Genomic DNA, 14,582 nt, shown 5'->3' with positions numbered 1-14,582 from the left:
AACGGGCTTTGTTCCGTCTCCTGCCCGTTCTTCTCAAAAGCAGTCCATCATCAGTCCGTTTCTATATTCCAAATGAGGCGAGGAGGAGGAATCATGAAAGAAAAGGGCTTCACCTTAATTGAAATGCTGATTGTCATGGCGGTGATTTCTGTCCTGCTCTTGATTGCCATTCCGAACATGACCAAACATAATAGCATGATCCAGTCGAAAGGATGTGAGGCGTTTTTGAACACCGTGCAAGCGCAAGTGAAGGCGTATGAAATGGAGTATCACCGCGTTCCGACCGTGCAGGAGCTGGTCGCTGCCCGTTATATTAAGTCCGACCGTTGTCCAAACGGACATGCCGTTCAAATCAGCGCGGATGGTGCTGTGAGTGAGAGCGGTTCGTAACGGCGGATTCACGCTGCTGGAAATGTTGATTGTGCTGACGGTCGTTTTACTGCTGACGGGGTTGGCTGTTCCCGCGCTTGGCGGCGTCATGCGCCAGCAAAACGAGATCCATATGCTCGCCGTGCTGCGCACCGATTTGTATAGCGCGCAGCAATACGCCTTAGCTCATCGGATGAAGGTCGCGGTCTTTTTTACGGAACGCGGCGCGGAGTACAAGGTGATCGAGGCAGCCAGCGGGCGGCAGGTCGCCGCCCGTTCTCTCCCGTCTCCATGGCGGTTTCAGCTAGTGACGCTGCGCAATCCGCTTGTCTTTACCGGCAACGGCAACATTGAAAGAGGAGGGACGGTTTGGGTGCAAGGAGTGAAGCAAAGCTACAAGCTGACGTTTTTGCTCGGGAAAGGAAGATTTTATGTGCAAAAAATGTAGCAAAGGCTTTTTGCTCGTGGAATCGCTGCTGGCGTTGTCGCTGCTTGGGCTGACCGTCGCCGGGTTTCTGCCGCTTCTTGTGCAGATCGCCGCCGAACGGCGCAATCTAGTTCTCGAAGAGCAGGCGGATCAGCTATTGACGGTCGCGATGTATGAACAGCCGCTTGTCGGGGAAGCGGTCGTGGTGGACGGACGAACGACGTTTCGGTTGCAAGGACAGGAGGAAGGAGAGAGAACGTGGCGCGTATGCGTGCGCTGGAACGATTACGTCGGCCGCGAGCGGGAGCGCTGCGGCTACAGCAAACGGTAGGAACGAGCGGGTTTACGTTGATCGAAGCGCTAATTTCACTGCTGGTGGCGATCATGATCACCGCCGCTGTTCCGCTGCTTTTGTCCGCCCGCGTGCTAGGAACGGCGGCGATTGACGGGTTTTCGCCGCTTGAGTGGCGCTTGTTTTTGCAGCAGCTGCGGATCGAGATGAATGAAACAGAGCGCTGGTCGGTCGATGGGGACGTCTTCTATTTGCAAAAGTGGAGCGGTGAGACGGTCCGTTTTTTGCTCGCGACGCGGCGGGCGGAATTGATTCGCCAGGTGAACGGCGCCGGCTATGAAACGGCGCTTCGCCATGTGCGCGCCGTCTCTTATCGCGCCGGTGCCCGCGGCTTGTTTGTGACGGTGGTCGCTGACGATGGAACGGTTTGGGAGGCGTTTGTCGCCCGCGCGTTTTAGCGAGAAAGGCGACATTGGTCGTGAAAAAAACGTAGCGGCAAAAGAGGGGAGAAGATGGAACGGCAAGCAGGTGTCATTTTTCCGTTCATCGCCGTGGTGGCGATGCTGTTTTCGTGTGCTGTGGCGAACGCCTTGCTTCTGTATGAAGCGGAGCGGCAAGCGGCTGAGGCGGCCCGGCAGGCGGCAGAAGCGGAGGAGTTGGTGCAGATGGCGGTCGTTGATGTCAAAGCGCAGATCGCGGCAGCGTCGTTGTCGACGGCCGGGCAAGAAGGGGAATGGGCTTATCCGCGCGGGGTTGCTGCCTATCGCTGGGAAAGGAAAGACAAAACGAACGTTCGGGTCGTGTTATCGATCCGCTCAACATCCGGGCTTCAGCGCGCGGTGACGTTTACCGTCGTGCTGCCGGCGCTCAATATTACGGAGTGGAGGGAGGGGAACGGTTAAAAAAGGAAGAAGGAGGGAAAACTGAAGGGGGAGGGATTCGATGGCTGTGAACGATTACGTCAAGTTTGTCACCCAACAGTTTGTCGCTTACATGGATATGCCGAAAGAGGAGCGAAGGAAGCGACGGCAATCGCGGAAACAAGAGCGCCCCCCGCTCTCGTACCATTTGTTTGGCATGGTTCCGTTTTCGCTCCGTCTCTTATTTCGCCGCCGTGCGCGGTGAAAGTCCGCCGGCTGACTGCCGGCGGACTGATTTTGGTTGGGCGAGTCGTGCCGTTTCGCTCCGCCCGGGGCGGGAAGCGTCTTTCCATGTTGCGGAGCCGCAGGAGATCGTCATCGGTTCGATCATTCGCGAGACGGAAGTGCCTTTCCGTGTTGCGGAGCCGCAGAAGATCGTCATCGGTTCGATCGTTTGCGAGACGGAGGCACCTTTCCGCGTTGCGGAGCCGCAGGAGATCGTCATCGGTTCGGTCGTTTGCGAGATGGAGGCGCCTTTCCGTGTTGCGGGGCCGCAGGAGATCGTCATCGGTTCGATCGTTTGCGAGACGGAAGTGTCTTTCCATGTTGCGGAGCCGCGCCGTTTTTTACGGTTGGCGGGGCAGCAAGTAAAACAAGCCGCCGTTGACGATGGAAACGATGATGCGCGGCTTGTATTGTTTTTCGAGCGCCTCTTTTTCAATATAGTAGCATTCCGGTTTTTCCTCACAGTCTTTGTAAAATTCATCGAGCAACGCCAAATCGTCAGCCCAGCGCCGGCGCGCTTCCTCCGCCCACGTGTGGTCGTCCGCACCGATGCGGCTCTCGATGTATTGTTCAAGGCGACCGATGCCGCTTCGAGGTTTAATGAGCGGAGAAATCGTGAAACAATAATCGGGAATTTTCGGCGTCAGCCGCCGCTCACGCAGCCGTTCGTGAAACGACTCGACGATCGTTCCGCTGATGAGATGGATGCCAAGCGAAACGATCTCATCTTTTTTTCGGTCGCATTCATACGAAATCACCACGTTCATGCCAAGCCATGGATGAAGGGCGGCGTTTCCGTTTAAGGGCGCGTTTGGCTCCTCATACAGGCGGATGAAGCTGCCGCGTTTTTGCGCCGAGCGAAACAGCTGATGCAAGCGGGGCGCGCCGAAATGGAGGCGTTCTCCTTTCAGTTTGTCTGTTCGTTCATTGGCGCGGGTGATGAGCGTGAGCTGCATCGGCTGCGGGACGCCGCCCGTCCGTTCGATGTAATGCCAATAAAACGGTCGATTCATCAGCTCCTTGTCCATTTCCGCCGTCAGTTGAACGGTGAGGTAATCATCATTAGCTTCTAGGAGCGCGCAGCCATTGGCTGTAAAGTAACGTTCCACAAAGCGGCGGATTTCATGTTGCTGCATGGCGTTGTCCTCCTTCTCTTCGCAGCTGTTCTGCCAGTTCGATCATCGCTATAATGTTCTCCATTTTAATTTTCATTTCCCCTTCGCTCCGTGAGTGGACGATCGCGTCTTCCAAGTAATGTTCAAGGTTAGTGAGGTTCATCTTCGCCAAAATGTCGTCCAGCTCGCCGACGACCCGCTCAAATAAGCGGATTTTTTCATATAGAAGCGTTAAAATATGCTCTTCGACCGTCTGTTTGACGGCAAAATTGTAAATATAAACGTCATCCGTCTGGCCGAGGCGGTGGACGCGGCCGATTCGCTGCTCAAGGCGCATCGGGTTCCACGGCAAGTCGTAGTTGATGACATGGCGGCAAAATTGCAAGTTGATGCCCTCGCCGCCCGCCTCGGTAGCGATGAACACTTGGGCGTGGTGTTTAAACAGTTCCTGCATCCAGTCTTTTTTGCCGCGCCGGAAGCCGCCGCGAAACGGGACGGACGAGATGCCGTGCTGCTTTAAAAACCATTGCAAATACAGCTGTGTCGCCCGATATTCGGTGAAAATAATGACTTTGTCATTGATCGAGCGGATGAGCTCAAGCGCTTTTTCCGCTTTGGAGTTCGTCGTGACGGCGTTGATTTTTTCCAAAACGCGCTCAAGCGGTTCTGGAACTGCTTCGCCGCATTTGTCGACCATGTTTTTGATCGTGAGAAACAACGCCTCGCGGCTGCTGCACGCCTCGCGAAGCAGCGTGATGAGCGAAAACGAGCCGGCGAACGATGCATGACGGAGCGCTTTTACCGCCTCATACAGCTCGCGCTCTTCATCGGTAAACTCGATCAGCACCGGCTCGACGTGGCGCTTTGACCATTCGATCGGCGTGTCGGCGCGGCGGTTGCGGATCATCACTTTGTTGACGAGCGCTTTTAAATGGTCGTTCGCCTGCACCGCCCGCGTTTTGCCGTATGTTTTCGCAAACTGTTCGGCGCTGCCTAAATGGCCGGGCTTCAGGAGCGAGACAAGGTTGAAAATTTCTTCGATCCGGTTTTGAATCGGTGTGGCCGTCAGCAGCAAGCAAAACTTCTTTTTTAAATTTTGCACAAACTCGTAGTTTTTCGTTTTGTTGTTTTTCAGTTTGTGCGCCTCGTCAATGATGATCATATCGTATGGCTGCTCATAGATGATGTCGCGGTGCGGCGGCTTTTTCGCCGTATCGATCGAGGATACGACGATGTCGCACTGCTCCCAGACGTAGCTTTTTTTCTGCTGGACGGCTGGAATGAAAAACTTTTCGTTCAGCTCTCTTACCCATTGCGAAACAAGGGAGGCGGGAACGAGAATGAGCGCTTTTTTGACAAGCCCGCGAATCATATACTCTTTCAAGATGAGCCCGGCTTCGATCGTTTTTCCAAGGCCGACTTCATCCGCTAAAATGGCTTTGCCGTTCATCTCCTCGACGACGCGGCGCGCCACTTCAAGCTGGTGCGGCAGAATCGTTACATGCGGCAAATGTTTCGGCGCCTGCAAGCCGTCAAATTCCGGAACGATCAAATGATGGGCAGCTTCCAGCGCCAGCTCGTACATTTCCCAGCTCGCCCACGGTCCGTCCTTTTCCACGCGCTCGAGAAATTCCTCCTTCCACGTCCGATCCATTTCCAAATCGATATTCATGGCGATCCCCTTCCCTCATGACGAATGTTTATCAACCAAAGAGATAGTATGTTAAATAAAAAGAGAACATTTTGGACTTCAATTCCTAATAAAGTTCGATCATTTCCTATTGCCCTCGGGCTGTCGTTAATGGTAGTATAAATTTAGAACATTCACATGACTTGTTGCTGAGGGCGTTTGTTAGTATGCCCGTTTTGGAAAAAAATATCGCGTAGCGGATGACGGCAAGGGGAGAGACTACGGAATGTAGCGCCGAAGGAGCAAGCGAAAACGCGAATCTCTCAGGCAAAAAGACTCTTGCTTGACGCAGCTCTGGAGAGCGCCTGCGTTCGCGCAGGCCACCCAAGAGGAAACCGATCGGCCCCGCGGACCGGAAACGGACGCGCCAGCCGGCCGGCGGGAAACTTTCAGGTGCCAGGACAGAGCCCCCCTTTGATCGAAAGGGTGGAGTCTGTCTTTTTTTCTGCGATCGACGACAAGGAGGGAATGAGATGCTGAAGCGCACGCCGCTTTTTCCGGCGTATGCCCGCTATGGCGCCAAAACGATTGAATTCGGCGGCTGGGAAATGCCGGTGCAGTTTTCCAGCATTAAAGAAGAGCATGAAGCCGTACGGACGCGCGCCGGGCTGTTTGACGTGTCGCATATGGGGGAAATCACCGTCCGCGGCCGCGGAAGCCTCGCGTTTTTGCAAAAGCTGATGACGAACGACGTCGCCAAACTGCGGCCCGGCCGGGCGCAATATACGCTTATGTGCAATGAGAACGGCGGCACGGTCGATGATTTGCTCATCTATCAAAAAGGGGAAGACGACTATTTATTGGTTGTCAACGCCGCCAATACCGAAAACGACTTTGCTTGGCTGAGCGAGCATGCCGAGGGGGACGTCGAGCTTGAGGATGTATCGGCGGAGACGGCCCAGCTGGCTTTGCAAGGGCCGGCGGCCGAACGCGTGCTGCAAACGTTGACCGATTTCGACTTGACGGCGCTGCGCCCGTTTTCGTTCGCTGACGGCGTCGAAGTTGCGGGCGTGAAGGCGCTCGTTTCGCGCACCGGCTATACCGGCGAGGACGGGTTGGAACTATACTGCCGCGCCGAAGACGCCGCCGCGCTATGGGGGGCGATCCTCGACGCTGGAGCCCGTGACGGCGTTCTTCCATGCGGATTGGGCGCGCGCGATACGCTCCGGTTTGAAGCGTGTTTGCCGCTTTACGGTCAAGAGCTGTCCGCCGCGATTTCACCAATTGAAGCGGGGCTCGGTTTTGCCGTCAAGACGGAAAAAGAGCCGCCGTTTATCGGCCAAGCGGTATTGAAGCGGCAAAAAGAGGAAGGGCCGCCGCGCCGGCTCGTCGGCATTGAAATGATCGACAGAGGCATTCCGCGCCACGGATACGTTGTCTTTGCCGACGGCGAAGAGGTCGGGTTTGTCACGACCGGCACGCAGTCACCAACCTTGAAGAAAAACATCGGCTTGGCCTTGGTGAAAGCGGAGGTGGCCGCCATCGGCCGGGAGGTGGAGGTGGACATCCGCGGCAAGCGGCTGAAAGCGAACATCGTGCCGATTCCGTTTTACAGGCGGGCTAAGTGACGATTCCAAAGCGACAAGGAAAGGGGAAAAACGCAGTGCTCCATCGTTATTTGCCGATGACGGAAGAAGACAAACAGGAGATGCTGAGGACGATCGGCGTTGCCTCGATTGATGAGTTGTTTGCTGATATTCCGGAACAAGTTCGCTTCCGCGGCAAGCTGAAGGTGAAACCGGCCAAATCGGAGCCGGAGCTGTGGAAAGAGCTTGTGGCTTTGGCGGAAAAAAACGCCAACATCAAACAATATGTTTCCTTTTTAGGAGCCGGGGTGTACGACCATTATATTCCGGCTGTCGTCGACCATGTCCTGTCGCGCTCTGAATTTTATACGGCGTATACGCCGTATCAACCGGAAATTTCCCAAGGCGAGCTGCAGGCGATTTTTGAGTTCCAGACGATGGTGTGTGAGCTGACCGGCATGGACGTCGCCAACTCGTCGATGTACGACGGCGGCACGGCGCTCGCCGAAGCGGTGCTGCTAGGCGCCGCGCATACGAAGCGCAAAAAAGTGCTCATTTCCACCGCCGTTCATCCGCAGTATCGAGAAGTTGTGCGCACGTATGCGAAAGGTCAGAAGCTTGAGGTGAAAGAAATTCCGTATGACGGCGGCGTCACCGACCTTAAGGTGCTTGAAGCGGAAATGGGCGATGATGTGGCGTGCGTTGTCGTCCAATATCCGAACTTTTTTGGTCAAATCGAGCCGCTGAAAGCGATCGAGCCGCTCGTTCATGAAAAGAAAAGTGTATTCGTTGTCGCCAGCAACCCATTGGCGCTTGGCGTGCTGACGCCGCCAGGGGCGTTTGGCGCCGACATTGTCGTCGGGGACATGCAGCCGTTTGGCATTCCGACGCAGTTTGGCGGTCCGCATTGCGGCTATTTCGCCGTCAAAGCGCCGCTCATGCGAAAAATTCCAGGGCGGCTCGTCGGGCAGACGACCGATGAGAACGGGCGCCGTGGGTTTGTTTTGACGCTTCAAGCGCGCGAGCAGCACATCCGCCGCGATAAAGCGACATCGAACATTTGCTCCAACCAAGCGTTAAACGCCTTGGCCGCTTCCGTAGCGCTCTCGGCGCTCGGCAAGCGGGGCGTGAAAGAAATGGCGGCGATGAATATGCAAAAGGCGCATTATGCGAAAAGCGAGCTTGAAAAACGCGGGTTGTCGTCGCCGTTTGCCGGCCCGTTTTTCAACGAGTTCGTCGTCCGGCTCGGCCAGCCGGTTTCTGATGTGAACGATCGCCTGCTCGAAAAAGGGATCATCGGCGGCTATGACCTCGGCCGCGACTATCCAGAACTTTCCGGCCATATGCTGATTGCGGTGACGGAAGTGCGGACAAAAGAAGAAATCGATCGGTTTGTCAATGAATTGGGGGATGGCCATGCGTAATGATCAACCGCTCATTTTCGAACGAAGCAAGCCGGGGCGCATCGCCTACAGCCTACCGGCGCTTGACGTGCCGGCTGTCGATGTCAGCGAGCTCGTGCCGGCCGACTACTTGCGCACCGAAGAGCCAGAGCTGCCGGAAGTGTCGGAGCTTGACTTAATGCGCCACTACACAGCGCTGTCGAGACGAAACCACGGCGTTGATTCCGGCTTTTACCCGCTCGGGTCGTGCACGATGAAATACAATCCGAAAATCAATGAAAACGTCGCCCGCCTCGCCGGGTTTGCCCACATTCATCCGCTTCAGCCGGAAAAGACGGTGCAAGGGGCGCTTGAGTTGATGTATGATTTACAAGAGCATTTAAAAGAAATCACCGGCATGGATGCAGTCACCTTGCAGCCGGCGGCCGGCGCCCACGGCGAGTGGACCGGGCTGATGATGATCCGTGCTTACCATGAAGCAAACGGCGACTTCAACCGGACGAAAGTGATTGTCCCGGATTCAGCGCACGGCACGAACCCGGCGTCAGCGACGGTGGCCGGTTTTGAGACGGTGACGGTCCAATCAACGGCCGATGGGCTTGTCGATTTAGAGGACTTAAAGCGCGTCGTCGGTCCGGATACAGCGGCGCTTATGCTCACGAATCCGAATACGCTCGGGCTGTTTGAAGAGCAGATCGTCGAAATGGCCGAAATCGTCCACGCAGCCGGCGGCAAGCTGTATTATGACGGCGCGAATTTAAACGCGATTCTTGGCAAGGCGCGCCCGGGGGACATGGGCTTTGACGTCGTTCATTTGAACTTGCATAAAACGTTCACCGGCCCGCACGGCGGCGGAGGCCCAGGCTCCGGTCCGGTCGGGGTGAAAGCGGACCTCATTCCATTTTTGCCGAAGCCGGTCATCGAAAAAGGGGAAAACGGCTATTATCTCGATGACAACCGCCCGCAGTCGATCGGCCGCGTCAAGCCGTTTTACGGCAATTTCGGCATCAACGTCCGGGCGTACACGTACATCCGCTCGATGGGGCCGGACGGCTTAAAAGCGGTGAGCGAGTACGCTGTGTTAAACGCCAACTATATGATGCGGAGGCTTGCCGACTATTACGATTTGCCGTATGACCGCCATTGCAAGCACGAGTTTGTCCTGTCGGGACGTCGGCAAAAGAAACTCGGCGTCAGGACGCTCGATATTGCCAAGCGGCTGCTTGATTTCGGCTTCCACCCGCCGACGATTTACTTCCCGCTCATCGTCGAAGAGTGCATGATGATTGAGCCGACGGAGACAGAGTCAAAAGAGACGCTTGACGCGTTTATTGACGCCATGATCCAAATTGCCAAAGAGGCGGAGGAAAATCCGGAAATCGTTCAAGAAGCGCCGCATACGACTGTTGTCAAGCGATTGGATGAAACGACCGCGGCCCGCAAGCCGATTTTGCGCTACGAAAAATCGACCGTTCACCGCGGATGACAAATCCGCCATAAAGTGGGGTGTCCCAAAACGACTGGGACACCCTCTCTCATCGCTATATAGAAGCACCGGCCGTTTCCCTGCCACACGATAGGTTGTGTCTTTCTTGCGGGGAGATCGCCTTTTGGGTCAGCTCCGTTTTGTTCGCTGGCGTTGACAGAACAAAAGAGTTAGTTTAATATATAAACTAATGGTTAGAAATGAACAAAGGGAGAGAGGAACATGCGGTATCGGCAGTTGGGGAACACCGATCTGCGAGTCAGTGAGCTCAGCTTTGGCACATGGGCGATCGGCGGCTCGTGGGGGAAAGTCGACGATCAAGAATCGCTGCGGGCGTTGGCGTATGCGATTGATCGCGGCGTCAACTTTTTCGATACGGCGGACGTGTACGGCAACGGCCATAGTGAAGAGCTGCTGGCGAAGGCGACAAAAGGAAAGGAAGATCGGGTCTACATCGCGACAAAATTTTGCCGCGCCGGCGATATCCATGACCCGGACAACTATTCCGAAGCGTCCGTGCGCGCGTATTGTGAGGCGAGCTTGAAGCGGCTCGGCCGCGAGGTGATTGACCTGTACCAAATTCATTGTCCGCCGTTCGCCATTTTAAAGCAAGGCGCCGTGTTTGAGGTGTTAGAGAAGTTGAAGCAGGAAGGAAAAATCCGCTATTATGGCGTCAGCGTCGAAACAGTAGAAGAAGGGTTGTACGTCATCGAACATTCGCGGGCCAGCGCGTTGCAGGTCATCTTCAACGTTTTGCGGCAAAAGCCGCTCGAGCGCCTGCTTCCGGAGGCGAAACGGCGCGGCGTCGGCATTTTGGCCCGCCTTCCGCTCGCCAGCGGGCTGCTGACCGGCAAGTTCACGAAGCAAACGACGTTTGCCGAGGATGACCACCGCCGTTTCAACCGCAACGGCGAACAGTTTAATGTCGGGGAAACGTTCGGCGGCTTGGAATTTGAAAAAGGGGTGGAGCTCGCCGACAAGCTGCGTTGGATGGCCGACGGGCGCGGCAGCATGGCGAAGGCTGCGCTTCGCTGGGTTCTTGACCATGAGGAAGTGACATGTGCCATTCCGGGCTTTAAAACGGTGAAACAAGTCGAAGAAAACTTGGCGGCGCTGGCGGTGCCATCGTTCAGCGAAGAAGAAATGGCGCGGCTTCGCCAGTTTTATGAAACCGACGTGCATCCGCACATTCGCGGAGCATACTAAAACAAAAAGGATGACGATACGTGCGGACAGGAAACATTACGCTCGTCAAAAAAATGAATAAACAGCTCGTTTTGAAATTGATTCGCGAAAAGCATCCGATTTCGCGCGCCGATATTGCGAAAACGACCGGATTGAATAAAGCGACCGTTTCCGCGCTTGTGGATGAACTGATCGCCGAGCACTTTGTTCACGAAAGCGGCATCGGCGAGTCAACGGGCGGGCGCCGGCCGCTCATGCTTCGCTTTAACGCCGATGCCGGTTCGCTAGTTGGCATTGAGCTTGGCGTCAACTATTTGTACGCCGTGTTGACGAACTTAAACGCGGAAATCATTTGGGAGCAGCGCCGTTCGTTTCGTCCGACGGAGGGGCAGGAAGCGATCGTCGGTGAGATGGCCGAGCTCATTGAAGCGGCGATCCGCCGGGCGCCAGCAACGCCGTACGGGGTGATGGGCATCGGCATCGGCGTGCCCGGCGTGGTTCACACCGAAAGCGGGACGGTCGTTTTTGCGCCGAACTTGCGCTGGGGAGATGTCGCCCTCGCTTCGGCGTTGCAAAAACGGTGGCCACACCATCCGATTATCGTCGAAAACGAGGCGAAGCTGGCGGCGCTCGGAGAAAAATGGTTTGGCGCCGGCAAAGAGTTTGCCCATTTTGTTTACATCAGCGCCGGCATCGGCATCGGCGCCGGCGTCGTTTTGCAGCACCAACTGTATCGCGGGGTAAACGGGCTGGCTGGCGAAATTGGCCATCATACGATCGATTTAAACGGAATCCGCTGCAGCTGCGGCAACATCGGCTGCTGGGAGATGTACGCTTCTGAAAAATATATTGAGCGGCGATTAGCCGAGCAAGGGCGTTCCGAATGGCTCGGCGACCGTTTTTCTGTCGCGGCGATGGCGCTGGCCGCCGAGAGCGATGAGCAGCTGGCGCGCATTTTGGAGGAAGCGGGCCGCTATCTTGGCATCGGATTGCTGCAGACGGTGTATGCCTACAACCCGGAAGCGGTCATCATCGGCGGTTCGCTCGCCCAAGCCGGGGAGCACGTGCTTGACCCGGCGCGCCAAGAAGTGAAGCGGCGCATTCTTGTGAAAAAAGAAAGCGAGCCGTATATCATTCCGTCGGAGTTGAAGGAAAAAAGCTGCGCGATTGGCGCTGCCGCTTCCGTATTAGAGGCGGTCGTCCTGCCGCCGGAATTTGAGCCGGCGCTTCCGGCACCGCAGGCAAAGCAAGGCTGATTCCCCCGTCTTTTCCGCACCGAAAGCGAGGGGCGGCCTTGAAGGCCGACGGAAAGGCAAACGAATGAAAAGGGGCTCGTCGCTTTCGAGCCCCTTTGGTTGTCGACGGGCGGCTACGCCTTTTTCTTTACTTTCCCCGTCCATGTTTTGAATCCGCCCTTTAAATGATACAAATTGCGGTATCCTTTTCGATACAGCATTTGCGCGGCTCGCCCGCTGCGCAGCCCGTTTTGGCAGTACAAATAAATCGGCTGATCTTTGCGCAGTTCTTTCATGCGCATGCGCAGCTGCGTGAGCGGAATGTTGCGCGCTCCTAAAATATGTCCAGCCGCAAATTCGTCCGGCTCGCGGACATCGACGAGTTGCGCTTTTCGGTAGCCGGCGCGGAATTCTTCTTCGGTCAACGCTTTGACGATTCTCCGCTGCCATAAATAGGTGATGAGCGAATATACGACGATCGCCCCGAGAATGATGAGCAGCGCTTTCACGCCTCACGCCTCCTTTCCCTTCGTCCACTATTCCTATTATATAGAGTCGCCCGTAGAAAGCAAAGTCTTTTCGTGATGCCATTTTTCTTTCCTTGACTGACGTTGTTTGCTAAACTAGTAGGGGCGGCCCAACGCCTCTTTCTCAAGAACGCAAGGGGCCGGAAGCAAGGAATGACAGAGAAGGTGGAACGATGGCAAAAGAAGTATGGCGCTTTATTGATTCAGGCGATTGTCCTCCGGCGTTTAATATGGCGCTGGATGAAGCGCTTTTGGATTGGCACAGCCAAGGAAAAATTCCGCCGACGGTTCGTTTTTACGGCTGGAATCCGCCAACCTTGTCGATCGGCTATTTTCAAAAAGTCGAAAAAGAGATCGATTTAGAGGCAGTGAAACGGCACGGCCTCGGTTTTGTCCGCCGTCCGACCGGCGGGCGCGGCGTTTTGCATGACAAGGAACTGACCTACAGCGTCATCGTCTCGGAATCGCATCCGGCGATGCCGCCGACTGTGACGGAGGCGTATCGCGTCATTTCCCAAGGCATTTTGGAAGGGTTTCGTTTCCTTGGGCTCGATGCGTATTTTGCCGTGCCGAAAACGGAAGAAGAAAGAGCGGATTTGCGCAGTCCACGTTCCGCTGTTTGCTTTGACGCGCCGTCATGGTACGAGCTGGTCGTCGAGGGACGAAAGATCGCCGGCAGCGCGCAAACGCGGCAAAAGGGCGTCATTTTGCAGCACGGATCGATCTTGCTTGATCTCGACGAAGAACTGCTGTTCAGTTTGTTTAAATACCCGAACGAGCGGGTGAAAGAGCGGCTGCAGCGCGATTTTAAAAAGAAGGCGGTTGCCATCAACGAACTGACGAGCCGGACGGTGACGATGGAAGAAGCGAAGGCAGCGTTTTACAAAGGATTTGAAAAAGGATTGAATATCGTGCTAGAGCCGTATACGCTGACGGCCGAAGAGCGCGAATATGTGGAAACGTTGGCGCGAACGAAATATGAAAGCGATGAATGGAACTTCAAGCGCTGAGCAGCGGTGTGGTCAATCGTTCGTTTTCCGGCAAAAATGGCGGCACTCCCCTGTTTTTCTCTGCTTTTCGCCGTGTTTAGCTTTTTTTGCTTGACAAAAACGACATGATTTGTTCTCTTCACAATATATAGTATGATTTTCGTAAAAAATCATACTATATATTGTTTTTTTCTGTCCGATATGGTAAGGTAGAGAAGACAGGGCAACGTTGGCAAAAACATGAGAAACTATAGAAAAGAGGAGAGATAGGAGAATGACGGTGGCGTCATCCGAAAAAATGAAGATCGATATCGACAAACTGAACGAGGACATCCGCCTATTTCCGCAAGTGCATCCGATTACGCCCGATATGCACATCACCCATAAAGGCGTATCCCGTTTGGTGATGCTTGACCGGTATTCGTTCAAGGACACGGAGAAATTGACGCTCGCGCCGGGCGATTTTGTCGTGTTGACGATCAAGGAAGATCCGAAGTTTCCGGCCCGCGGCCTCGGGTTTATCGTTGACGTTGATTGGGAGACGAAAAAAGCGCGCGTGCTAATTGAGGACGAATACCGGCACGTGCTCGAAGGGGAAGAAGCGGAGACCGGCATTGTCGTTCGGTCGCTCGACATTATCGACAAGCCGCTCGAGATTTTCTATGAGCAAATCGCCAAGCGGAATGCGACCGGGCTGGCGGCGGTGGAAAAGACGGAAGAAAAGCGGAAAGAGTGGTTTGAAAAGTTTTATCAAGAGCTCTCGAGCATGAACTTTGTGCCGGCCGGCCGCGTATTGTACGGCGCAGGGTCGGGCAAGGAAGTGACGTATTTCAACTGCTATGTGATGCCGTTTGTCAAAGACTCACGCGAAGGCATTTCCGAGCATCGGAAGCAGGTGATGGAAATCATGAGCCGCGGCGGCGGGGTTGGCACGAACGGCTCGACATTGCGGCCGCGCCATACGCTCGCGCGCGGGGTAAACGGCAAATCGTCCGGGTCGGTCTCGTGGTTGGATGACATTGCCAAACTGACCCACCTTGTCGAGCAAGGTGGCTCCCGTTGACTAGGGCGCAAAACGGCGGGAGTAAAATCTCGCGAATTGCTGGAACACCCTAAAGCCAACTTGACCACAACGGAGCTGGCGACGGCAGACGTGACGGTTGGAAAACAAGTTGGATGCAACAATGGGCAAC

Annotated in this window: 15 protein-coding genes, 1 pseudogene and 1 riboswitch; of the genes and pseudogenes, 13 read left to right on the top strand and 3 right to left on the bottom strand. The window is 55.2% G+C overall.

The genetic code is table 11. From position 1 onward, the window contains the following. Positions 1-93: 93 nt before the first annotated feature. From comGC to GC56T2_RS11830, 6 genes are read left to right on the top strand one after another with little or no spacing between them, the layout of a single operon-like run. On the top strand, positions 94-390 hold the full coding sequence (comGC, locus tag GC56T2_RS11855; protein ID WP_033018995.1) for a competence type IV pilus major pilin ComGC: 297 nt from the start codon (positions 94-96) through the stop codon (positions 388-390). After that, positions 374-817, top strand: coding sequence for a competence type IV pilus minor pilin ComGD (gene comGD, locus GC56T2_RS11850; RefSeq protein WP_144975410.1), 444 nt, complete (start codon positions 374-376; stop codon positions 815-817). Before comGC ends, comGD begins: the two co-directional genes overlap by 17 nt. Next, the gene (locus GC56T2_RS11845) at positions 801-1,127 is read left to right on the top strand and encodes a competence protein ComG (protein ID WP_144975408.1); all 327 of its coding nucleotides are present in this window, start codon (positions 801-803) and stop codon (positions 1,125-1,127) included. Before comGD ends, GC56T2_RS11845 begins: the two co-directional genes overlap by 17 nt. After that, positions 1,064-1,546 (top strand): competence type IV pilus minor pilin ComGF, encoded by a 483-nt coding sequence (gene comGF, locus GC56T2_RS11840; RefSeq protein WP_144977302.1) that lies wholly within the window; start codon positions 1,064-1,066, stop codon positions 1,544-1,546. The genes GC56T2_RS11845 and comGF overlap by 64 nt, the downstream gene beginning before the upstream one ends. A 54-nt stretch (positions 1,547-1,600) precedes the next feature. Next, positions 1,601-1,990, top strand: coding sequence for a competence type IV pilus minor pilin ComGG (gene comGG / locus GC56T2_RS11835; RefSeq protein WP_144975406.1), 390 nt, complete (start codon positions 1,601-1,603; stop codon positions 1,988-1,990). A gap of 40 nt (positions 1,991-2,030) precedes the next feature. Then, the gene (locus tag GC56T2_RS11830) at positions 2,031-2,213 is read left to right on the top strand and encodes a YqzE family protein (protein WP_144975404.1); all 183 of its coding nucleotides are present in this window, start codon (positions 2,031-2,033) and stop codon (positions 2,211-2,213) included. Positions 2,214-2,574: 361 nt separating this feature from the next. Here the strand turns inward: GC56T2_RS11830 and GC56T2_RS11825 are convergent, their stop codons facing one another. Both GC56T2_RS11825 and GC56T2_RS11820 read right to left on the bottom strand, forming a co-directional pair. Beyond that, positions 2,575-3,369, bottom strand: a complete 795-nt coding sequence (locus GC56T2_RS11825; RefSeq protein WP_144975402.1) for a YqhG family protein — start codon at positions 3,367-3,369, stop codon at positions 2,575-2,577. After that, positions 3,356-5,020: a DEAD/DEAH box helicase gene (locus tag GC56T2_RS11820; RefSeq protein ID WP_144975400.1), complete on the bottom strand. Its 1,665-nt coding sequence runs from the start codon at positions 5,018-5,020 to the stop codon at positions 3,356-3,358. The genes GC56T2_RS11825 and GC56T2_RS11820 overlap by 14 nt, the downstream gene beginning before the upstream one ends. 218 nt (positions 5,021-5,238) lie before the next feature. Beyond that, positions 5,239-5,327, top strand: a riboswitch (glycine riboswitch). Between the two features lie 184 nt (positions 5,328-5,511). Here GC56T2_RS11820 and gcvT point away from each other — a divergent pair. The 5 genes from gcvT to GC56T2_RS11795 all read left to right on the top strand — a co-directional run bounded on the left by gcvT (position 5,512) and on the right by GC56T2_RS11795 (position 11,894). Beyond that, the gene (gcvT, locus tag GC56T2_RS11815) at positions 5,512-6,606 is read left to right on the top strand and encodes a glycine cleavage system aminomethyltransferase GcvT (RefSeq protein WP_144975398.1); all 1,095 of its coding nucleotides are present in this window, start codon (positions 5,512-5,514) and stop codon (positions 6,604-6,606) included. 35 nt (positions 6,607-6,641) lie between these two features. Next, a complete protein-coding gene (gcvPA, locus tag GC56T2_RS11810; protein WP_144977299.1) occupies positions 6,642-7,988 on the top strand; it encodes an aminomethyl-transferring glycine dehydrogenase subunit GcvPA in 1,347 nt (448 codons plus the stop codon). Beyond that, a complete protein-coding gene (gene gcvPB / locus GC56T2_RS11805) occupies positions 7,981-9,453 on the top strand; it encodes an aminomethyl-transferring glycine dehydrogenase subunit GcvPB (RefSeq protein ID WP_144975396.1) in 1,473 nt (490 codons plus the stop codon). The genes gcvPA and gcvPB overlap by 8 nt, the downstream gene beginning before the upstream one ends. A gap of 222 nt (positions 9,454-9,675) precedes the next feature. Further along, entirely contained in the window at positions 9,676-10,659 is a 984-nt protein-coding gene (locus tag GC56T2_RS11800) for an aldo/keto reductase (RefSeq protein ID WP_144975394.1), read from the top strand. Between the two features lie 20 nt (positions 10,660-10,679). After that, complete coding sequence (locus GC56T2_RS11795; RefSeq protein ID WP_033019005.1) at positions 10,680-11,894, top strand: ROK family transcriptional regulator; 1,215 nt, start codon at positions 10,680-10,682, stop codon at positions 11,892-11,894. 113 nt (positions 11,895-12,007) lie between these two features. On the opposite strand, the gene GC56T2_RS11790 is transcribed toward GC56T2_RS11795, so the two are convergent. Beyond that, positions 12,008-12,382, bottom strand: a complete 375-nt coding sequence (locus GC56T2_RS11790) for a rhodanese-like domain-containing protein (RefSeq protein WP_144975392.1) — start codon at positions 12,380-12,382, stop codon at positions 12,008-12,010. Between the two features lie 191 nt (positions 12,383-12,573). Between GC56T2_RS11790 and GC56T2_RS11785 the strand changes: the two genes are divergently transcribed. After that, positions 12,574-13,410, top strand: a complete 837-nt coding sequence (locus tag GC56T2_RS11785; protein WP_144975390.1) for a lipoate--protein ligase family protein — start codon at positions 12,574-12,576, stop codon at positions 13,408-13,410. Positions 13,411-13,663: 253 nt separating this feature from the next. After that, positions 13,664-14,449: pseudogene (locus tag GC56T2_RS11780) on the top strand (ribonucleotide reductase N-terminal alpha domain-containing protein); the annotation flags it as partial. Positions 14,450-14,582: the final 133 nt, after the last annotated feature.

The sequence above is a fragment of the Geobacillus sp. C56-T2 genome (genome assembly GCF_007829715.1).
In the GTDB taxonomy this organism is placed as follows: domain Bacteria; phylum Bacillota; class Bacilli; order Bacillales; family Anoxybacillaceae; genus Geobacillus; species Geobacillus icigianus.
This window is presented reverse-complemented; position numbering and strand designations above follow the sequence as displayed.